The following is a 19293-nucleotide window of genomic DNA, read 5'->3' as shown; positions in this document are numbered from 1 at the left end:
CTTCCTCAAGATCTGGCAACTCCATTTGACACAGCGGGCGTTCCTCCTCTCCCGCGCCGACACCATCTACGGCGGCTCGAACGAGATCCAGCGTGGCGCTATCGCCGGTCGCGTTCTCGACCTGCCGAAGGGAGCTGAACATGACCGATTCCCCCAAGAAGTACGGCCATTGGATAGCCGGCGCTTGGCACGATCCCGAGCAGGGCCACTATCAGATCACCAACCCGGCCACCGACGAGGCGGTGGGCTACGCCCCTGAGGGTCACGCTGCCGAGATCTGGGCCTCTGCCGAAGCTGCCAGGACCGCCTTCGGCGACTGGTCCCGCACCGATCCGCGTCAGCGCGCCGCCATCTTGGAGCGCATCGGCGACCTGATCACCGAACGGGCCGACGAACTGGCTCCCTTGGTGCAGGCTGAGACCGGCGCAACCATGCGAGCGGCGAAGTCCGTGCAGATTCCCGCCGCGGCCGACCACTTCCGCCGCTACGCACGCGCCGCGCTGGAGCCCGACACCGTACCCCTTGCGCCGCATCCCGCCACAGCGAGTCCGCTGGCTGGCGGCGGGCTCATCGGCGCGGCGGCTGTGCGCCGTCCCCTGGGCGTCGTGGCATGCATCACCTCCTCCACCTTCCCCATCGTCAATCTCGCGGGCAAGGTCGCCCCGGCTCTTGCCATGGGTAACACCGTGGTCGCCAAACCTGCACCGCATGGCCCGCTCGGCTGCTTGGCGCTGGGTCCGATCATGAAGGAGGCCGGCCTACCGGACGGCGTCTTTAACGTCGTCACGGGATCAGGGCCCATCACGGGCGAGGCGGTGGTCGCCCACTACGACATCGACATGATCAGCTTCACCGGTTCCACCGCTGTGGGGAAGAGGATCGCTGTAGCCGCGGGTGGGCAGATGAAGCGCACCCTCCTGGAGCTCGGCGGTAAGGGCGCGGCTATCGTTCTTGAGGATGCCGACGAGAAGGCATTCAAGATGGCGGTCACCGCGGTCGGTTTGACCTTTTCCTTTCACAGCGGTCAGAACTACACCACGCCGACCCGGATGCTCGTACACCGATCGCTGTATGAGAAGGCCGTCGCCGCACTCACCGAGCACGCCCGGGCGTTGAAAGTCGGCAGTCCGGTGGACAACTCCACCATCGTTGGCCCGCTCATCTCCGCTGCCCAGCGCGATCGCGTCGAGGAGTACGTTGAAAGCGCGAGGCAGCAGGGTGCCCGAGTCGTCGCTGGCGGCGAACGCCCGGTGCTCAAGCCGGGGTTCTACTTCGCCCCCACTGTTCTTGCCGATGTCACCCCGGACATGACGGTGGCACAGGAGGAGATCTTCGGCCCGGTCGTCGTCGTGATCCCCTTCGACGACGAGGACGAGGCTGTCCGGATCGTCAATGGCACTCCCTTCGGTCTCCACGACTATGTCTTTTCCGGTGACACCGTCCGCGCCTGGCATCTTGCGTCCCGGCTGTGCAGCGGCAATGTCGGTATCAACACCGTTCAGCGTCCCCCCGAGGCGCACTTCGGGGGCTTCAAGGAATCCGGCGTCGGCCGGCACGACGGCTCCTTCGGACTGCATGCGTACAGCGAACTCCAGTCGGTCGTCTGGTCGTCCTGAGCTGACAGGAGGCGAACCTCTGCGAGCCCTCATCTCCGACGGCAAACAGCCGCACATCGTGCACGTTCCGGAGTCCCGCCCCCGGGGAGATCCTCGTCGGCATCCGGGCGACCGGCGTTTGCCGCGGTGACCTTTCCGTGATCGACGACACCATCTCGTTCCCACCGCCGGTCGCCCTCGCCCACGAGGACGACCGGCGGAGTGCATGCCTTGGGCGAGGACGTGCCCCCATGCCGTTTCCGATGTTCTGTCCTCCATGACCCCCGCAGTATCCGGGTCGAGTGCTACCGCGACCGCCCGCCATGCGTTGTGCCTTCGCCAGAGATCCCGCGCAGACCAAACCTGGGCGACGGTCAAAGCGCCTCGGGAGCCTCCAGAGCCGTGGGTGCAGAGGACGGCGCCTCACGTACGAGATGCGGTCGACGCGCGGAATCGGATCGCCGTCCTGCTGAGACCGCGATACGCGCTTTGCCAAGGCGAAGTGCTCGGGCTGAACCTCGCAGACATTGACTCCGCGGAAAGTCGCTCCACGTCCGTCGCTCGCCAGCCGACGAGTGGGAAGCTCTGCCGCGCTTCTCCTAGGACGCGAAGAGCTGCGACTGGCCGCGCTCGGTAGTCGAGCAGGGGAATTCTTCGGGCTCCATGGTGTTGGGCTGTTCCGTGGATTTGCATGGAGTGAACCCGTATAGCCTGGGGAAATGCTTACCGAAGTCACCGCGACCCGCTACGTCACACCGTTGCGTGAGGGCGGCTCGCTCCCGGGCATCGTCGAAGCCGACGATCTGGGTACGTACGTGATGAAGTTCACCGGTGCCGGGCAGGGCCGCAAGACCCTGGTCGCCGAAGTCATCTGCGGGCAGATCGGTCGCGCCCTGGGGCTCAGGGTGCCCGATCTGGTTGCCATACAGCTCGATCCGGTGATCGGGCTCGGCGAGCCCGATCAGGAGGTGCAGGAGTTGTTGAAGGCGAGCGGAGGGCTCAACCTCGGCATGGACTTCCTGCCGGGGACCATCGGCTTCGACCCGCTCGCCTATGAGGTGGATCCCGCGGAGGCCGGCCGGGTCATCTGGTTCGACGCCCTCATCAACAACGTCGACCGCTCCTGGCGCAACCCCAACATGCTGGTCTGGCACGGAGACCTCTGGCTTATCGACCACGGGGCGACGATGATCTGGCACCACAACTGGCCGGGCGTCGCCTCCTGGGCCCACAAGCCGTACGACGCATCCGACCACGCGCTCGCCCGGTTCTCACCCGACATCATCACGGCGGCAGCCGAGCTCGCCCCCCGGGTGACCGAGGAACTGATCATGGCGGCAGCGGCCGACGTACCCGATGCATGGCTGGTCGACGAGCCGGGGTTCGACACCACCGACGCGCTTCGCAGGGCGTATGTGGACGCCCTGCTGCCCCGAGCGGCGACGATCCACGAGCGGATCACCCTGGGCGAGCCGTCCAAGGACCGCCCGTCCCGGGCACCCGGCTGGCTGACCGGCCGTACCGAGCAGAAGGGCGCACGGTCATGAGCGGGCGCGATGGCCGTGAGGTGTTCGAGTACGCCCTGTTGCGGGTGGTGCCACGGGTGGAGCGGGGCGAGTGCTTCAACGCGGGCGTGGTGGTCTACTGCCGGGCGCGGTCCTTCGTCTCGGCCCGTACCCATCTCGACGCGGCCAAGCTCCGGGCGCTGGACCCCGCCGCGGATGTGACCGGCGTCCAGGCGGCCCTGCGCGCGGTCGAGTACGTCTGCTGCGGTGGGGAAGCCGCCGGACAGGCAGCCGTCGACGACGTGGGTCGGCGCTTTCGGTGGTTGATCGCGCCGCGCTCGACCGTCGTCCAACCCGGGCCCGTGCACACCGGACTGACCGCCGATCCCGCGGCGGAGGTGGAGCGACTGTTGGCGCTGCTCGTGCGCTGATGTCCTGCCCGGCGCGCCCACGGTGGCCGTTGACACCTGGTGTCGGGGCTTCTAGCGTCTCGTCCAGCCGGCGGTACTAAGCGGTCGCTCACGCCCGGACGTCCTGACTCCCGGGCCGAGGCGCCGGGTAGGGGCCTCGCCGGCACCCGCTGGGAACGGGTGCCGGTGCATCACGCACGATCACGGCCGCGGGCACCCGCCGACGCGGCGCAGCCAACGGCGAGGAGAGAGCAGCATGTCCACCACCGAGCAGCGGGTAGCCGTTGTCACCGGGGCGGCCCGGGGCATCGGAGCCGCCACCGCCGTACGACTCGCCGCCGACGGCCGGGCCGTCGCGGTACTCGACCTGGACGAAGCGGCCTGCAAGGACACGGTGGATGCGATCACCGCGGCGGGGGGTCGAGCCCTCGCCGTCAGCTGCGACGTCTCCGACAGTGGCCGGGTGGACGCCGCGATCGCCCGGGTCGCCGCGGAGTTGGGCGCACCGACCATCCTCGTGAACAACGCCGGAGTGCTGCGGGACAACCTGCTGTTCAAGATGACCGAGTCCGACTGGGACACGGTGGTGAACGTGCACCTCAAGGGCGCGTTCCTGATGGCCAAGGCATGCCAGAAGCACATGGTGGACGCCGGTTTCGGACGGATCGTCTCGCTCTCCTCATCCTCGGCGCTCGGCAACCGCGGCCAGGCCAATTACTCCGCGGTCAAGGCCGGGCTCCAGGGCTTCACCAAGACCCTCGCCAAAGAGCTCGGCAAGTTCGGGATCACGGCCAACGCCGTCGCCCCCGGCTTCATCGCAACGGACATGACGGCGGCGACCGCGGCCCGCGTCGGCATGGGCTTCGACGAGTTCCAGGCTGCCGCCGCCACCCAGATCCCGGTCCAACGGGTGGGGCGCCCCGAGGACGTGGCGGCAGCGATCGCGTACTTCGCCGGTGACGAGGCGGGATTCGTCTCCGGACAGGTGTTGTACGTGGCCGGCGGACCGCTCGACTGAGTGCAGAGGATCGAGATGCACACCGAGTCACACCGGGCCGACGGGGCCCAGGCCCCCACAAGCGGTCGGACCGCCCTGATCACCGGGGGAAGCCGCGGCATCGGCTATGGCATCGCCGAGGCGCTCGTCGCCCGCGGCGACCGGGTCTGCATCACCGGACGCAACGAGGACGCGCTACGGGAGGCGGTGGACCGGCTCGGCTCCGACCGTGCCATCGCGGTCGCGGGCAAGGCCCATGACGAGGCCCATCAGGCAGCAGCGGTGCGGCACGTCATGGAAGCCTTCGGGCGGATCGACTTCCTGGTGAACAACGCCGGTACCAATCCGGTCTACGGTCCACTCGCCGAACTCGATCTTTCCGTGGTGCGCAAGGTGTACGAGACGAATGTGATCTCGGCGCTCGGGTTCGCCCAACAGGCGTACCACGCATGGCAGAAGGAGAACGGCGGCGCGATCGTGAACATCGCCTCCGTTGCCGGACTCGCTCCCTCCCCATTCCTCGGCGCCTATGGCATGAGCAAGGCGGCCATGGTTAATCTGACCCTTCAGTTGGCCCATGAGTTCGCCCCTGGGGTGCGGGTCAACGCGATTGCTCCCGCGGTGGTCAAGACCCAATTCGCGCGGGCGCTTTTCGAGGGCCGTGAGGAGGAGGCGGCTGCGGCCTACCCGCTGGGGCGGCTCGGGGTGCCCGCGGACATCGGTGCGGCGGCTGCTTTTCTCACCTCGGAGCAATCCGACTGGGTCACGGGACAGACATTGGTCGTTGACGGGGGTATCTTCCTCAAAGCAGGATTGCATTGAGCTGACTGCGCCTTTTGTTACGCGTTGAGTCAAGTGTCCTGCCCCTGCGCCCCCGGGTCGAACCGACAGGGCACTGCGGTATGGTCGGCCGACCCACGGCCGAACGAGGAGCGTGCACGTGTTCTACCGGACCTGTCTGCAGTCCACTGCAGCCCTAGCGTCCATATCCCTGCTCGCGGGGTGCGGCCTGTTCTCCGATGCCCAGGGCGGCGGCGACCAGAAGATTACGGTCGGCACGACGAGCGAGCCCACGACCCTCGATCCGGCAGCCGCCTGGGACGGTTCATGGGAGTTGTATCGCAATGTCTATCAAACCCTGCTGAGTTTCCCGACCGACTCCACGCTGCCGCAACCCGATGCGGCACAGCGTTGCGAGTTCACCGGCCCCAAGGTTTACGAATGCACGTTGAAGCCGGGACTCTTGTTCTCCAATGGAGAGAAGCTCAACGCGGAAGCGGTCAAGCACTCCATCACGCGCGTTCAGCACATCTCTTCCAGGAACGGCCCCAGTAAACTGCTGACCTCCCTCGGCAGTGTGCAGACCGACGGCGAACTCAAGGTCAAATTCTTCCTCAAGGCGTCCGACGCCACCTTCCCCTTCGTCCTCGCCACCCCGGCCACCTCCTTGGTCGCGCCGGAGGAGTACCCGGCCACCCAGTTGCGCAAGGACGGTGGTGTGACGGGCTCGGGGCCCTACAAGTTGAGCTCCTACACCAAGGGCGAGAAGGCCGAACTCGTCAAGAACGGCAGCTACCGCGGGTTCGCCCGGTTGAAGAACGACGCCATCACGATTCGATACTTCCGCGACTCCGAGATCATGATCGGAGCGCTGAAGCGGAAGAAGATCGACGCCACCTTCCGGGGACTCTCCGCCACGGACGTGGCGGACCTCCAGCAGTCGAAGCTGCCGCAGAACAAGAATCTCCAGGTCATCGAGACGGTTGGCGCGGACATACGCTACCTCGTCTTCAACCCCAAGGACCCGATGGCGGGCAAGACATCGGTGCGCAGGGCGATCGCCCAGATCATCGACCGTGGGGCCCTCATCTCCAAGGTCTACAAGGGCACCGCCGAGCCCCTGTACTCGATGATCCCCCGAGGGATCACGGGCCACTCCACCCAGTTCTTCGACGTCTACGGCGAGCCCGACGCCAGCAAGGCCAAGAAGATCTTGGAGCGGGACGGAATCACCGAGCCGGTCGAGCTGACCCTCTGGTACACCACCGACCGCTACGGCGCGGGCACGGGCATTGAGTTCAACGCGATCAAGCAGCAGCTGGAAGCGTCGGGGCTGTTCAAGATCACCGTCAAGGGCAAGCCCGAGGCGGAGTTCCAGAAGGGCTACCAGAGCGGCACCTACCCGGTCTTCGGGCGCGGTTGGTTCCCCGACTTCCCGGACCCGGACAACTTCATCGCGCCCTTCGTGGGCGAACAGAACGTCCTGTCGACCCCCTACGTCAACGACGAGATCACCAAGGAGCTGCTGCCCCAGTCCCGCACCGAGACTGACCGCGGTGCCGTCGCCAAGTACTTCGAGGACGTACAGAAGATCCTCGCCAAGGACGTGCGGCTGCTTCCGCTGTGGCAGGGCAAGGTCTACATCGCGGCCAACAAGGAGATCGGCGGAAGCGAGCGCGCGGTCGACCCGCAGGCGATCATGCAGATGTGGGAGCTCTACCGCAAGGCCAGTTGGTAGTACGGGGCACAAGCCAGTACGGGGCACAAGCTCCGCTCACGGGAGTGACGGCCGGGGGGTTCGCCGCACCCGTGAGCGGTTCCTCGCCGCACCCGTGAGCGGTTCCTCGCCGAGCCCGTCCGCGGGCGACGGCTATCCGGGCATGCCCCACTCGTTGCGTTGGGGCATCGCGTTGGGGCAGATTTTCTCTGAGGCGCCCGTTGTCAGTGGCTCCCGGTAGGTTCTGTGGTCAGTAACTGATCACTCTCCGGAGGTTCTTGACGTGACCGACACCGACATGCTGCCCGAGTCCTGGCGCGGCGTCCTCGGCGACGAACTGGCCCAGCCCTACTTCAAGGAGCTGACCGAGTTCGTCGAGGAAGAGCGGGCGAAGGGTCCCGTCTACCCGCCGCGGGAGGAAGTCTTCGCAGCCCTCGACGCCACTCCCTATGACCAGGTCAAGGTTCTCATCCTGGGCCAGGACCCCTACCACGGTGAGGGCCAGGGGCACGGACTGTGCTTCTCGGTGCGTCCCGGTGTGAAGACGCCTCCCTCTCTCCGCAACATCTACAAGGAGATGCAGGCAGAGCTGGGTCTGCCCGTTCCGGACAACGGCTATCTGATGCCGTGGGCCCAGCAGGGAGTCCTCCTGCTGAACGCGGTGCTGACGGTCCGGGCGGGCGAGGCGAACTCCCACAAGGGCAAGGGATGGGAGAAGGTGACGGACGCAGTGATCCGCGCGGTCGCCTCGCGCCCCGACCCGGCCGTCTTCGTCCTCTGGGGCAACTACGCGCAGAAGAAGCTCCCCCTGATCGACGAGTCCCGGCACGTCGTGGTCAAGGGCGCCCACCCTTCCCCGCTCTCCGCGAAGAAGTTCTTCGGTTCGCAGCCCTTCACCCAGATCAACGAGGCGGTCGCCGCACAGGGCCACGAGCCGATCGACTGGCGCATCCCGAACCTGGGCTGACCGGGGCCATCGGCTCGGGGCCCGGTGCGGCAGCCGGCTGATGGAACGCGGACCCGTGACGAGCCTGTGCGGGTTTGCCCACGGGGGCGATTAACGTCGGCAGCGTGTGGTCGTGGGGCGGAGGGATCGGGCGGGAGAGCCCGACGGAGACCGCCTCCGAGTACACGCTGCTGTGCGTTGTGTCCTGGTGTGAAGGATGTGGGAGGCCGCGGTGATCGAGCAGCAGGAAGCGGGGCAGGACCCCGTACTGACCCGGATCGGGCAGGCGGTCATGTTGCTCCACGGAGGTGACCGGGAGGAGGCCCGCAATCGCTTCGGTGCGTTGTGGTCCGAGATCGGGGAGCGCGGCGAGGCATTGCACCGCTGCACCCTGGCCCACTACATGGCCGACACCCAGGACGACCCCGGTGACGAGTTGGCCTGGGACCTCCGGGCGCTGGCGGCGGCCGAAGGGGAAGTGCGCGGCGATCGGCAGCAGTCCCTCCGGGCTCTGCGGGCCCTGTTTCCTTCGCTTCATCTCAACCTCGCCTCGGACTATGTGAAGCTCCAGCACCTCGATGCCGCACGGGCCCATCTCGATCGGGCGCGTGAGTCGGCGCGCCACCTCAAGGACGATGGCTACGGCCACCGCATGCGTACCGCCGTCGCACGCTTGGAGCGCTCGCTGGGCGAGGTCTGACTGCTGTGTACGACGGCCCCGGCCCTCAAGTCCCCGTCGGCGTGCAGCTTGTCCGTCCGGCCGTGCCACGGTCCCGCCGGGCCGCCTCCCGTGTGGTCAGGGCGGCGGTCCCGTCGGGCTGCCTCCCGCTGGTCAGGGCGGCCGGGGTGCTTGCCTTCATGAGCCCGGCCAACCCTTGCGGTGCCACTCACGGCAGATCCGTCCGGTGGCACCGTCCGGGTCCAGACCGCCGTAGTGCTCGCCGAGAGCACACACATCCCTGATGGTGGTGGGCAGTGCGGTCGGTGAGGGACGGACGGCCGGAGGCGTCGGGCGCGGGGTGTCGGTCCGCCGGGGAGCGGGTGGGCGACTGCGTCGGGGCGGCGCGTCGTCGGCCTGTGGAGCCGAGCTCGGCGGGAGGGGGGCCTGCCGGGGAGCGGCCGGGGGAAGCTCAACGGGGTCGGCAGGCACTCGCTCCAGCGCCTCGCGGGCCGGCCCCTGCACGATCTGTGGCGTTACCACAGGAGTGTGCCGTTCGGAGGGGAGCGGACGCACGGGCCGTGGCTCGGCCGGTACGGTCACGCAGCCGGGGAGGAGCAGACCGGGGAGGAGCAGACCGGGGAGGAGTAGACCGGAGAGGACCAGGCCGGTCCGGGCCCGGGCCGCCATGGTCAGCCGGTTCTTGGCGAGAGTGGTCACCCGGCCAACTCTGTTGGCTGGAAGGTCTGTTCAGGGGTGGTATGCGCGGGAAATGGCCCGCACGGATGACAACGCTCGACCAGTCGTCGCCAGCGGTCGGGATGTGCAGGGAGCCTCGGGCGCGCGGAGCGAGGTTCGTCGGGAGCGCCGACGCGGTTCCCGACCGTCGTCCTTCCGTATCCGTATCCGCATCCGCTGACGCATGGCGGACCGACGCACTCACCGCTCCCACGTGCTCAAGGGCGGCCGAGCATCCCGTTCAGCAGTTCCGTCAGTCCCTTCCGTACGGTCTCGTGGTCGGGGGGTGCGAGATGGTCCGCTCCGGCCGCACAGGTGAACAGGAGCCCTTCGCACCAGGCGATCAGGGATCGGGTGTGCCGCTCCGCATCTGATGACCCGGCAGCCGTCAGCAGCGCGTGGAGCGGCCCGCGAAAGCTCCTGCCGGCCGTGTCGTAGGCCGTGCGCAGCTCGGGTCTGCGCGTGGCCTCCAGGGCGAGTTCGTACCGGGCGATCACCAGCGTGCGGTGTTCGTTCAGCGAGCGGTGCACGGCCAGGGCGAGCGCGTTCGCCAGGGCCGCCGTGCCGTCGGTCGGCCCGGGCATCTCGTCGATGGCAAGGATCGAGACCTCGCGGTGCATCAGCCGGGTGACCACGGCCTCCAGCAGTGTCTGCCGGGTGCGGAAGAGGTTCGAGGTGGAGCCCTGGGGGAGTCCGGCCGCTTCGTCCACCGCGCGGTGGGTCAGCCCGCGCATCCCGCGCTCTGCCAGCACGTCAAGAGCGGTGTCGGTGATCAGGTCGGCTCGGGAGCCCTGTGGTGTGGTGCGTTCGGCCATGGCCCCAACCTACCGCTCGGAAACTACGGGTGTAGTACGCTCGCAGGGTCACTACAGGTGTAGTTACGTAAGGAGAAGGCATGTCCGGTTCGGCTCGACCCACTGCGCCCCGTGCCATCGTGATCGGCAGCGGCATCGGCGGTCTCACCGCCGCCGTGGCCCTGCACCAGCGAGGCTGGCGAACCACGGTCTTCGAACGAGCGCAGAGCCTGGAGCCCGTGGGCGCGGGAATCAGCCTCGCCCCCAATGGCCAACGGGCGCTCGACGTCATCGGGCTGGGCGACGGCATCCGTGAACTCGCCGCCTGGCAGGGCGGTGGCGGTCTGCGCAACCCCCGAGGTCGCTGGCTCAACCGAGTGGACAGCGCGGCGTTCGCCGAACGCTTCGGCGGCCCCCTCGTGGTGATCCACCGCGCCACCCTGATCGACCTGATCGCATCCGGGCTGCCCACCGGGGTCGTACGGACCGCGAGCCCCGCTGAGCTGATCGATCCCGGTGTACCCGGTGGACAGCCGGCCGTGGTCGCCGTCGGCGCCGACCGACTCGAAGCCGAACTGGTCGTCGCCGCCGACGGAATCCACTCGTCCGCACGCCAGACCCTGTTCCCGGCGCACCCTGCACCGGCCTACTCCGGCTTCACCACCTGGCGCGTGCTCGTTCCGGCGCTCGAACAACCCCAGGAACCCCACGAGACCTGGGGCCCGGGGATGCTCTGGGGCACCCAGCCGCTCAAGGACGGCTCCCTCTACGCCTACGCGGCGGCCCTCGCGCCGCGCGGAGAGCGCGCCGACGACGAACGCGCCGAACTGCTGCGCCGCTTCGGCGGTTGGCACGAGCCCGTGCCACAGATCATCGACGCCACATCACCGGGCGGGGTACTGCGCAGCGACGTCCACCACCTCATCGACCCGCTGCCCACGTTCCACCGGGGCCGCACCGCGCTGCTCGGGGACGCCGCCCACGCCATGACCCCGATGCTCGGTCAAGGCGGCAACCAGGCCGTCGAGGACGCCGTGGTCCTCGCCCATCATCTGGCGCCGAACGGAGACCTCGGCTCCTCGCTCGCCGCCTACAGCGCCGATCGCCAACCCCGCACCACCGCCATCGTGCGCAAAGCCGCCCGGGTCGCCAGGGCGCAATCGCTGTCCAGCGCTCCGGCGGTCACCGTGCGCGAAGCGCTGCTGGGTCTGATCGCCCGCCTCGGCCCGCGGGTCGCCCTCCGCGCGGGCGACGGGATCCTCGACTGGCGGCCACCCCAGCGCACGTATGCTGACCAGGCATCGCACGGATGACGGACTCGGTGGTGGATCGTCATTCGGTGTGGATCGGTCCGCCCCGGCGAGCGCGATACGGCGCTGGAGTCGAGCCGAGGTCCCCGAAGCACCCACGACACGGGTGCCCAACGGGTGCGCACCAGGACAGGCCCTAGGGAGGAATCTGTGAAGATCGGTTGCATCGGCCTCGGAGACATCGCGCAGAAGGCGTATCTGCCCGTGTTCGGCGCACTGCCCGGGATCGAGCTGCACCTCCAGACACGTACTCCTGCCACCCTCGCCCGGACGGCCGAGGCGTACCGCATCCCGGCGGCACAACAACACACCACCTTGGAATCCCTGCTCGCCCAGGACCTCGACGCCGCCTTCGTCCACGCCCCGACCGCCGTGCATGCGCAGATCGTCGGCACCCTGATCGAGGCGGGTGTGCCCACATTCGTCGACAAGCCGCTGGCCAATGAACTGGCCGAGGCACGCCGACTGGTGGAACTCGCCGCAGCGCGTCGGGTCAGCCTCGCCGTCGGCTTCAACCGCCGCTTCGCACCCTCCTACGCCCAGTGCCTGGAACACCCCCGCGATCTGATCCTGCTCCAGAAGAACCGCATCGGGCTCGCCGAAGTCCCGCGCACCTTCGTCTACGACGACTTCATCCATGTCGTCGACACCCTGCGCTTCCTGGCCCCTGGGCCGATCGAGCACACGGACGTACGCGCTCGTCTGATCGGTGATCACCTCCATCACGTCGTGCTCCAGCTGTCCGGTGACGGCTTCACCGCGATCGGCACGATGAACCACCGCAGCGGCTCCACCGAGGAGATCCTGGAGATCGCGGGCCAGGACAGCAAGCGCGAAGTGCGCAACCTCGCCGAGGTCGTCGACCACAAGGGGCAGCCCAGCATTCGGCGCCGGGGCGACTGGGTGCCCGTCGCCAGGCAGCGAGGCATCGAACAGGCGGTGCTCGTCTTCCTCGACGCCGTACGCGCCGGGACGGTCCTCAGCGCTCAGGACGCCTTGCAGACCCATGAGTTGTGTGAGCAGGTCGTACTGCGGGCGATGGAGCACGCCTCCTGACCCTGCGTGTCGCCTCCCAGGCGCCGAGTACGACCAGAACGGCTGCGGCGCCCTGCACGGCCCAGTCACCGAACCGGACGAATCCGGTCGTTCCTCGGGTCAGCGGCACCTCGTAGACGGCGGCGGCGCTCGTGCCGGTGGGCAGTTGACGCCCGATGCGGTCGCCCTCGGCCCCGTACACCGCACTGACTCCGGTGAGCGTGGCATGGACCATGGGCCGACCGTTCTCGGCCGCGCGCAGCGCCGCCAGCGATGCGTGCTGCTCGGGAGCCCAACTGCCCTGGAACGACGAGGTCGCCGACTGGGCGAGCAACAGTCGCGCGCCGTCCCGGGTCAGCTGTCTGCTCATATCGGGGAACGCCGACTCGAAGCAGACGAGCGGCCCGATCCGGGTGCCGCCCTCGCCCGGGGTGCCGCCCCGCGCCACCTCCATCACCACCGCCCGGGTGCCCCGCACGCGATCCTCGCCGGCGGCCCTGCCCACCGAAGTCGCCCACCCCAGCAGCTCCCGAGCCGGGACGTACTCCCCGAACGGAACCAGCCGCATCTTGTCGTAGCGGTCGCCGGTCGGTCCCGTCGGGCCCACCAGCACGGAACTCTTGTAGATGCCGGCCCCCTGCCCCCCGTCGGTGCGGCGGGCATCCACATTGACCAGCACCTCGGCTCCGACAGCACGGGAGAGCGCCGTCAGCCGGGCCGTCAGGTCGGGCCGTTCACCAAGATCCGCACCCACACTGCTCTCGCCCCAGACGACCAGATCGAGCCGTTGGCCCACCAACGCACGGGTCAGTTCCTCACCGCGTGCGAAGCGTTGCTCCGCACCCCGCTCGCCCGCTCCCTCGAACACCCCCGGCTGCACGATCGCCACCCGCATCCGCCCCGACTCCTCCGGGCGCGGGGCGACGAACCCCATGGCCGTGATCACCAGTGCACCGACGAGGGCGCCCGTGAGCACGGCGGTTCTGGCCGAGGGGACGGCGATCAGCAGAGCGATCGTCGTGTTCACCGCCACCACCAACAGGGTGAGGAGCCACACCCCACCGACCGATGCGATCACCAGGGCGGGGGCGACATCGAACTGGCTCGCACCGAGCAGGCCCCAGGGGCCGCCGAGCCCCTCCCAGGACCGGACCAGTTCGATCATCAGCCATCCCGACGGGACCACCACCAGGGCGACGGCCGTTCCGCTCGGCGAGAGGCCACCACGCAGCCGGGAGTGGACCAGCCAGCCCCAGGGTGCCCACAACAGTCCCAGCAGCGCACCGAGCACCACGATGAACACATGGAGGCTGGGCACCAGCCAGTGGTGGACGGCGATCACAAAACCCATCCCGCCGAGCCAGCCCTCGATCGCCGCCTGCCGACCGGAGGGCGCAGACCGCAACAACAGCAGCCACGGCACGAGCGCCACATACGCGAACCACCACCAGGCCGGCTCCGGAAAGGCGAGCGCCGGCAGGGCACCGACCAGGGGCGCCAGTCCCATCCGGTGGTGCACCGGGCCGAACCACCCGGGAGCCCTCCCACCGTGCCGCAGCTCTGGAAGGTGGGCCGCAATCCGCATGGCGCGCCTCCTCGTCCTGCTGCGAAGGGCCGTGAGCAGCGTCCCTTCCAGTCTGTGCGCCATCGGGAAGCGGATCAACACGGCATCCGGAGTCGGTATCTGCCCACGTCCGACCGCCTTCAGTCCGCCGTGACGGCGGCCGAGCGCGATCCGGGCGTCCAGCTGTCGCCGACCCGAAGCGGAGCCCCTCGACCGGGGCGGCCGAAAGTCGACCGCCGTCCCGTACGTCCGTGGCGAGGGCGGACGGTGCGATCTAAGGTCCCCCTGAGCCGTCGATGCGACGGCGTCCGCCGCCGCATCGAGCGGCCCGTGCCCCGGGGAGTGCGCCCATGAGCGTCCGCCGTCTGTCCCTCGCCCTGATCGCCCTCGTCGCCACCGCCTTCCTCATCGGTGCCGCCGCACAGCTCGCCAAGATGTCCCACGGCGACCCTGCGCACTCCATCAGCGCCATGAACAAGGCGGAACTGGTCGGCTGACCCTCCGGCCTTCGCATTCGCTGAGCCCGCTCGTGCTCGGCACGACCCGAACCGGGCCGGCCGAGCACGGCGGGCGCCACCGGCGGACACCGCCGCCCGTGCGCCCGGGGTCCCTCAGACTCCGGCGGGCGCCCCCGAATCGTTGCGCCACTTCTCCCGCATCACCACCTGGGTGAGTCGCCATCCGTCGTCGGTACGGAGGACACCGAAGCTGTAGCGCCCACCCGATGCATGGCCTTCGCCGCCGTCCCCGCGCACCGAATGCAGATAGTCGGCCTGCACCTCGCCGTCGTCGCCGAAGTAACCGCCGAGGTCTTGTAGCCGTAGGAGACGGTTGACGACGAGGTGCTGTCGTACGGGCAGGGACTCCAGGTTCCCCGCCATCCAGTCGGCGACCTCGGCCGCCGATCCCTCGATCCCACCGGCACTGCGGTAGTCGGCCCGCCCCCCAGGGGCGAACAGTTCTCGGAACGCGCTCCAGTCCGCATCGTCCACGGCCACCGCATAGCGAGTCACCAGCTCGTCGATGGCCAGCCGGTCCATTACCGTTGCGAGATCCACGCGCTGCGTCATCGGCTCAGTGTCGGGTAGTCGGGGCCAGACGCCAAGGGCCGTGCGGGTACGTCCTGCGTCCGACGTCGGGAAACGTGGCGCTCCCCGGACTGCGGAGCTACTGCTTCACGGCCCTCAGGACCACGAACTTGGGGTCGCTCGCCATGACCTTGCAGTTGCCGAAGAGCTGCTTGAGCCGTACGTGATATCCGAGGTGTCGGTTGCCCACCACCCACAGTTCACCGCCCGTGCGCAACGCCCGGCGGGCGTCGCCGAACATCCGACGGGCCGTGCCGTCCGACCTGGCCCGGTGGGAGTGGAAGGGCGGATTGTTCAGTACGAGGTCGACGCTCCCCGTGGCGAGCTGCGACAGGGCGTCGCCCACCAGGAACTCCGCAGCACTGCCGGTGGGCGCGTTCTCGCGGAAGGTGGCCTCGGCCGAGGCCACGGCCGCGTACGACTCGTCGACGAAGGTCACCGACGCCTCGGGGTTCGCCAAGGCCACGGCGGTTCCCACGACCCCGTTTCCGCAGCCGAGGTCCACCACGTGCTCGGCTCCGCGGTGGCGGGGCAGATGGCGCAGGAAGAACCGCGTACCGATGTCGAGACGATCGGCGCAGAACACACCCGCGTGATTGGTCACGGTCCGTCCGGCGAGCACCCCGGTGTCGTCGGGCAGTGCATAGCGCAGCGGCCAGGGGTTGGCAGCGGAGCGCAGCTGCGGATCGGGCGTGCAGAAGATCAAGCGTGCCTTCTTGGCCGCGAGTGAGGTCTTCGTCGGGCCGATGATCCGCTCGAACAGTCGCAGCGTCGAGGTGTGGATCTCGCTGACCATTCCCGTACCGATGACGACGGTCCCGGCGTGCACGGCCGGTGCCAACCGGTGCAACTGGTCCTCCAGCAGCGCCAGGCTCTTGGGAACCCGCACCAGCAGCACGTCGATGCGCTCCGGCACGGGGTCATGGGTGGAGAGCAGCCGTACCGCCGAGGACTCGATGCCGTTGTGGGCGAGATTGGCCAGCGTGGCCTGCCGACCGAGGAAGGAATCGCTGATCTGCACCGGGGCGGTCGGGACGGGGCCTGCGGCGAGGGCCACGGTCAGCGCACCCCAGCGATCGCCGACCACCACCAGCCGGGACGGTTCACGGGGGATTCCCTCGCCCTCCTGGAGGTGCCGCAGCAGATATTCGTCGGCGGCGTCCCAGGCGCGGAGGGGGTCGCGGGGGTCTTCGGGGAAACGGGCGAGTGAGACATCGCCCCATGACGTGGTCAGACGGTTCATCGTGCAGCCAGGCTAGCCCAGGGCGACACCGACGGACGCTTCACACGATCCGGGGGCGGCTCGACTGGCGCCCCTGTGGTGAGGAGCCCGACGGGGGTCGGGCTCCCGACTCACTGTGCCGTAGGGATCGTGCGGTGGGCTTGTGATGCTCAGGCCGCGTGCTCGACGCGCTCCAGCGCAGCAGCCGCCCACTTCAGTACCAGTGCCTCGTACTCCGGGCGCCTGGCGTCGGGCAGCTGCCCATCGGCCCACAGCTCGCGAATGCGCAAGTTGAGTTCGGCGGCGGACAAAGCAGTCTCTGGCTCGTGTGGAAGGGGGGACATGCGAACAGATTACGGCCTCCGTAGCGGAAGGGCTCCCATGCTGCGGCTGCTTTCAGACGCCCGAATCGCCCGTATGTGGGCTCAGCACACCCCTCCCCACCAGGATGAACAGGGCGATTCCCAGAAACACTCGGGAGATCATGAACGGCAGGAAGGTATTCGTAGTGACGAAGCTCATGAACCACGCCATGTGGCCTTGATCACTGCGACCTGCGTCTTCTCCGTGATCCGGTGCTTTGCATAAACGGGTGGTAAATGAGAGACGGGGTTTATCCAGCAGGGTGCACATGCACCCTTTCCGGCGTTCGTGCAGCGATTTCATGAACGATGTTGCAGGGATGTTGTCGAAGGCGGGGGTGTCGTCGAAGGCGCCGTCGTCACCCCGACCTGCGGGTGGGCGCCGGGTCGACTGCCCGCGCGCTGGGAGTCGTGCGACACATTCGTTGTTTCTTCAACCGGTGGTGCTCTGTGAACGGTGAGTGAGCCGACCGGTCGTCGAGGTGGTCTCCGCGCCCGGGCCGTCCGACTCAACGTTCCGGCAGTGTCGCTGACGGGCCGTGCGCATTCTCTCCCGCGGCGGGTCGCGCCGCAGCGCGGCGGCTTGGCCCACGCTCAGTACCAGTGAGGTAACGGACCTCCGGTGGTTCCTCCTGGTCGCCGTCCCCTCGGTACATTCCACCAATCCAAACCCATTGGGGGGCAGTTCACGCATGAGTCAGCAATACCCGCCCGGTCCGCATCAGCCCGGACAAGGCCACCCCGGATACCCACCCCCAGCAAAGAAGCGCATGTCCACCGGGGCCATCGTCGCCATCGTCCTCAGCAGCGTCGTCGGCGGGATGCTCCTGCTCGGCATCCTCGGAGCCGCGCTCAGCGAAGACTCCCCGGCCACGAGCGGGAAGAAGGTGACCCCCACCGCCGAAGCGCCCGTACAGCCGTCGAAGAAGGCACCGGCGGCAGCCGGCGAACCGAAAGAGGCCAAGCCCGAGAAGAAGTCGGAGAAGAAGGCAGCGCCCGAGCCGGAGGTGAAGGTGGTGGCTCAGAAGGCGACCTTCACGCCGAGCATTTTGAACGACGGCGGGACGTTCACCAGTGTGAAGGTGACCATCACGAACAACAGCGACAAGAAGATCAGTGTCAATCCGCTGTACTTCACGATCACCGACACCAACGGCACGAAGCATGAGTCCGAACTCGGCGAGGACGAACACCAGATCGACACCATGGATCTCGAACCGGGAGAGAACTCCAGCGGAATCGTCACCGGTGAGGGCAAGTTCACCCCCAAGTACGTGACGTACGTCGACGGCATGTTCGGCGATGGTGTGCGCGGCAATGTGAGCTGACCCCGGTCGGGTCGTCGAGGCGGAACGTCCCTCGTCGAGGCCGAGGGCGGTTCCGCCGTACCCGCGAGACGCGTGTGTTCGAGCGGCCCCGACGGCCTCCAGGGCGACTCGCCCCAACGAGCTCTCAGCCGCCCGACTCGCCCGCATGTGGGCTCAGGGCACCCGTCCCCACCAGGATGAACAGGACGATTCCCAGGATCACGCGGTAGATCACGAACGGCATGAAGCTCTTGGTGCTGATGAACTTCATAAACCATGCGATCACCGCATAGCCCACGCCGAAGGCGATCACCGTGGCGAAGAGGGTGGGGCCCCAGGAGACATGGCCCTCGCCCGCGTCCTTGAGTTCGTACGCGCCCGAGGCGAGCACGGCAGGGATGGCGAGCAGGAACGAGTAGCGGGCGGCGGCCTCGCGTGTGTATCCCATGAGGAGGCCACCGCTGATCGTGGCGCCCGAGCGGGAGACCCCGGGGACCAGCGCCATCGCCTGGCAGAAGCCGTAGATCAGACCGTCCCTGACATTGAGTTCCCGCAGTGTCTTGCGCTGTTTGACGGCCCGGTGCCGGCCGCCGGACTCGTCGTGGGGGCGCTCGTCGCGAGCGGCGAGCCGATCGGCGAAGCCGAGTACGAGCCCCATCACGATGAGCGTGGTGGCGATCAGCCGCAGATCGCGGAAAGGCCCCTCGATCTGATCCTTCAGGGTGATTCCGAGCACGCCGATCGGAATCGATCCGATGATCACCAGCCAGCCCATTTGAGCGTCGTGGTCGGTGCGCATTTCCTTGTTCTTCAGTGAGGCGAACCACGCCGTGACGATTCTGGCGATGTCGTCACGGAAATAGATCAGGACGGCTGTTTCGGTGCCGATCTGGGTGATCGCGGTGAAAGCAGCTCCCGGGTCCTTCCAGCCGGCGAAAGCGGCGGTCAACCGCAAATGCGCGCTGGAGGAGATGGGGAGGAATTCGGTCAGGCCCTGGACAAGTCCGAGGATGAGGGATTCAAACCACGACATGGAAACTGAGCCACCCAAGAAAACGATCCCGATCATGCGTCGGACGGGGGAAGAGTAGCCCTCCGAGACGAACGAGCAGTGACGTGAACAGGAACGTTCGATGGGATCTCTTGTACGGGTGACCATCGGTCCGGGTGAGGCGTTGCGACAACCGGACGATTCAGTTCAGCAGCCAGCAGCCAGCAGCCAGCAGCCAGCAGCCAGCAGCCAGCAGCCAGCAGCCAGCCGTGGG

19 protein-coding genes are annotated in these 19293 nt (G+C 68.1%); 12 read left to right on the top strand and 7 right to left on the bottom strand.

All coding sequences use genetic code 11. The annotated features are described in order from the left end of the window. Window positions 1–140: 140 nt before the first annotated feature. The 8 genes from OID54_RS06975 to OID54_RS06940 all read left to right on the top strand — a co-directional run bounded on the left by OID54_RS06975 (window position 141) and on the right by OID54_RS06940 (window position 8650). The gene (locus tag OID54_RS06975) at window positions 141–1616 is read left to right on the top strand and encodes an aldehyde dehydrogenase family protein (protein WP_329015497.1); all 1476 of its coding nucleotides are present in this window, start codon (window positions 141–143) and stop codon (window positions 1614–1616) included. Window positions 1617–2314: 698 nt separating this feature from the next. Beyond that, on the top strand, window positions 2315–3142 hold the full coding sequence (locus OID54_RS06970; protein WP_329015494.1) for a HipA family kinase: 828 nt from the start codon (window positions 2315–2317) through the stop codon (window positions 3140–3142). Continuing rightward, complete coding sequence (locus OID54_RS06965) at window positions 3139–3531, top strand: DUF3037 domain-containing protein (RefSeq protein WP_329015491.1); 393 nt, start codon at window positions 3139–3141, stop codon at window positions 3529–3531. The genes OID54_RS06970 and OID54_RS06965 overlap by 4 nt, the downstream gene beginning before the upstream one ends. 235 nt (window positions 3532–3766) lie before the next feature. After that, a complete protein-coding gene (gene fabG, locus OID54_RS06960) occupies window positions 3767–4528 on the top strand; it encodes a 3-oxoacyl-ACP reductase FabG (RefSeq protein WP_329015488.1) in 762 nt (253 codons plus the stop codon). 15 nt (window positions 4529–4543) lie between these two features. Then, entirely contained in the window at window positions 4544–5329 is a 786-nt protein-coding gene (locus tag OID54_RS06955; protein WP_329015485.1) for an SDR family oxidoreductase, read from the top strand. A 118-nt stretch (window positions 5330–5447) separates the two neighbouring features. Further along, entirely contained in the window at window positions 5448–7025 is a 1578-nt protein-coding gene (locus tag OID54_RS06950; protein ID WP_329015482.1) for an ABC transporter substrate-binding protein, read from the top strand. Window positions 7026–7287: 262 nt separating this feature from the next. Next, window positions 7288–7971: a uracil-DNA glycosylase gene (locus tag OID54_RS06945; protein WP_329015479.1), complete on the top strand. Its 684-nt coding sequence runs from the start codon at window positions 7288–7290 to the stop codon at window positions 7969–7971. A 196-nt stretch (window positions 7972–8167) separates the two neighbouring features. Then, window positions 8168–8650 (top strand): hypothetical protein, encoded by a 483-nt coding sequence (locus tag OID54_RS06940; RefSeq protein ID WP_329015476.1) that lies wholly within the window; start codon window positions 8168–8170, stop codon window positions 8648–8650. 156 nt (window positions 8651–8806) lie between these two features. Here the strand turns inward: OID54_RS06940 and OID54_RS06935 are convergent, their stop codons facing one another. Further along, on the bottom strand, window positions 8807–9328 hold the full coding sequence (locus OID54_RS06935; RefSeq protein ID WP_329015473.1) for a hypothetical protein: 522 nt from the start codon (window positions 9326–9328) through the stop codon (window positions 8807–8809). Window positions 9329–9564: 236 nt separating this feature from the next. Next, window positions 9565–10161 (bottom strand): TetR/AcrR family transcriptional regulator, encoded by a 597-nt coding sequence (locus OID54_RS06930; RefSeq protein WP_329015471.1) that lies wholly within the window; start codon window positions 10159–10161, stop codon window positions 9565–9567. A gap of 80 nt (window positions 10162–10241) precedes the next feature. Between OID54_RS06930 and OID54_RS06925 the strand changes: the two genes are divergently transcribed. Continuing rightward, window positions 10242–11453: an FAD-dependent monooxygenase gene (locus OID54_RS06925; protein WP_329015468.1), complete on the top strand. Its 1212-nt coding sequence runs from the start codon at window positions 10242–10244 to the stop codon at window positions 11451–11453. 147 nt (window positions 11454–11600) lie between these two features. Beyond that, window positions 11601–12506, top strand: a complete 906-nt coding sequence (locus OID54_RS06920) for a Gfo/Idh/MocA family protein (RefSeq protein ID WP_329015465.1) — start codon at window positions 11601–11603, stop codon at window positions 12504–12506. Here the strand turns inward: OID54_RS06920 and lnt are convergent. Beyond that, window positions 12430–14070: an apolipoprotein N-acyltransferase gene (gene lnt / locus OID54_RS06915; protein ID WP_329015462.1), complete on the bottom strand. Its 1641-nt coding sequence runs from the start codon at window positions 14068–14070 to the stop codon at window positions 12430–12432. The genes OID54_RS06920 and lnt overlap by 77 nt on opposite strands. 329 nt (window positions 14071–14399) lie before the next feature. Here lnt and OID54_RS06910 point away from each other — a divergent pair, with 329 nt between their 5' ends. Continuing rightward, window positions 14400–14546, top strand: coding sequence for a hypothetical protein (locus OID54_RS06910; RefSeq protein ID WP_329015459.1), 147 nt, complete (start codon window positions 14400–14402; stop codon window positions 14544–14546). A gap of 114 nt (window positions 14547–14660) precedes the next feature. Here OID54_RS06910 and OID54_RS06905 read toward each other — a convergent pair whose 3' ends face one another. The 3 genes from OID54_RS06905 to OID54_RS06895 form a co-directional block, all read right to left on the bottom strand. Next, window positions 14661–15119, bottom strand: a complete 459-nt coding sequence (locus OID54_RS06905) for a nuclear transport factor 2 family protein (RefSeq protein ID WP_329015456.1) — start codon at window positions 15117–15119, stop codon at window positions 14661–14663. A gap of 97 nt (window positions 15120–15216) precedes the next feature. Beyond that, window positions 15217–16380 (bottom strand): methyltransferase, encoded by a 1164-nt coding sequence (locus tag OID54_RS06900; protein ID WP_329015453.1) that lies wholly within the window; start codon window positions 16378–16380, stop codon window positions 15217–15219. 149 nt (window positions 16381–16529) lie between these two features. Beyond that, on the bottom strand, window positions 16530–16703 hold the full coding sequence (locus tag OID54_RS06895; protein ID WP_329015451.1) for a hypothetical protein: 174 nt from the start codon (window positions 16701–16703) through the stop codon (window positions 16530–16532). Between the two features lie 788 nt (window positions 16704–17491). On the opposite strand from OID54_RS06895, the gene OID54_RS06885 reads away from it, so the two are divergent. Further along, complete coding sequence (locus tag OID54_RS06885; protein WP_329015448.1) at window positions 17492–18049, top strand: DUF4352 domain-containing protein; 558 nt, start codon at window positions 17492–17494, stop codon at window positions 18047–18049. A 124-nt stretch (window positions 18050–18173) separates the two neighbouring features. On the opposite strand, the gene OID54_RS06880 is transcribed toward OID54_RS06885, so the two are convergent. Then, window positions 18174–19061 (bottom strand): undecaprenyl-diphosphate phosphatase, encoded by an 888-nt coding sequence (locus tag OID54_RS06880; RefSeq protein WP_329015446.1) that lies wholly within the window; start codon window positions 19059–19061, stop codon window positions 18174–18176. Window positions 19062–19293 lie beyond the last annotated feature (232 nt).

Source organism: Streptomyces sp. NBC_00690, assembly GCF_036226685.1.
Lineage (GTDB): Bacteria > Actinomycetota > Actinomycetes > Streptomycetales > Streptomycetaceae > Streptomyces.
Note: the sequence above shows the minus strand (reverse complement) of the source record. Positions and strands in the feature narration are given on the sequence as shown.

Bases quoted from the DNA above. Each gene is read 5' to 3' on its own strand.
- OID54_RS06955 (WP_329015485.1), top strand. From the start codon at position 4,544: ATGCACACCGAGTCACACCGGGCCGACGGGGCCCAGGCCCCCACAAGC.
- OID54_RS06885 (WP_329015448.1), top strand. From the start codon at position 17,492: ATGTCCACCGGGGCCATCGTCGCCATCGTCCTCAGCAGCGTCGTCGGC.
- OID54_RS06965 (WP_329015491.1), top strand. From the start codon at position 3,139: ATGAGCGGGCGCGATGGCCGTGAGGTGTTCGAGTACGCCCTGTTGCGG.
- OID54_RS06900 (WP_329015453.1), bottom strand. From the start codon at position 16,380: ATGAACCGTCTGACCACGTCATGGGGCGATGTCTCACTCGCCCGTTTC.
- fabG (WP_329015488.1), top strand. From the start codon at position 3,767: ATGTCCACCACCGAGCAGCGGGTAGCCGTTGTCACCGGGGCGGCCCGG.
- OID54_RS06925 (WP_329015468.1), top strand. From the start codon at position 10,242: ATGTCCGGTTCGGCTCGACCCACTGCGCCCCGTGCCATCGTGATCGGC.
- OID54_RS06970 (WP_329015494.1), top strand. From the start codon at position 2,315: ATGCTTACCGAAGTCACCGCGACCCGCTACGTCACACCGTTGCGTGAG.
- OID54_RS06880 (WP_329015446.1), bottom strand. From the start codon at position 19,061: ATGTCGTGGTTTGAATCCCTCATCCTCGGACTTGTCCAGGGCCTGACC.
- OID54_RS06930 (WP_329015471.1), bottom strand. From the start codon at position 10,161: ATGGCCGAACGCACCACACCACAGGGCTCCCGAGCCGACCTGATCACC.
- lnt (WP_329015462.1), bottom strand. From the start codon at position 14,070: ATGCGGATTGCGGCCCACCTTCCAGAGCTGCGGCACGGTGGGAGGGCT.
- OID54_RS06940 (WP_329015476.1), top strand. From the start codon at position 8,168: ATGTGGGAGGCCGCGGTGATCGAGCAGCAGGAAGCGGGGCAGGACCCC.
- OID54_RS06910 (WP_329015459.1), top strand. From the start codon at position 14,400: ATGAGCGTCCGCCGTCTGTCCCTCGCCCTGATCGCCCTCGTCGCCACC.
- OID54_RS06905 (WP_329015456.1), bottom strand. From the start codon at position 15,119: ATGACGCAGCGCGTGGATCTCGCAACGGTAATGGACCGGCTGGCCATC.
- OID54_RS06895 (WP_329015451.1), bottom strand. From the start codon at position 16,703: ATGTCCCCCCTTCCACACGAGCCAGAGACTGCTTTGTCCGCCGCCGAA.
- OID54_RS06975 (WP_329015497.1), top strand. From the start codon at position 141: ATGACCGATTCCCCCAAGAAGTACGGCCATTGGATAGCCGGCGCTTGG.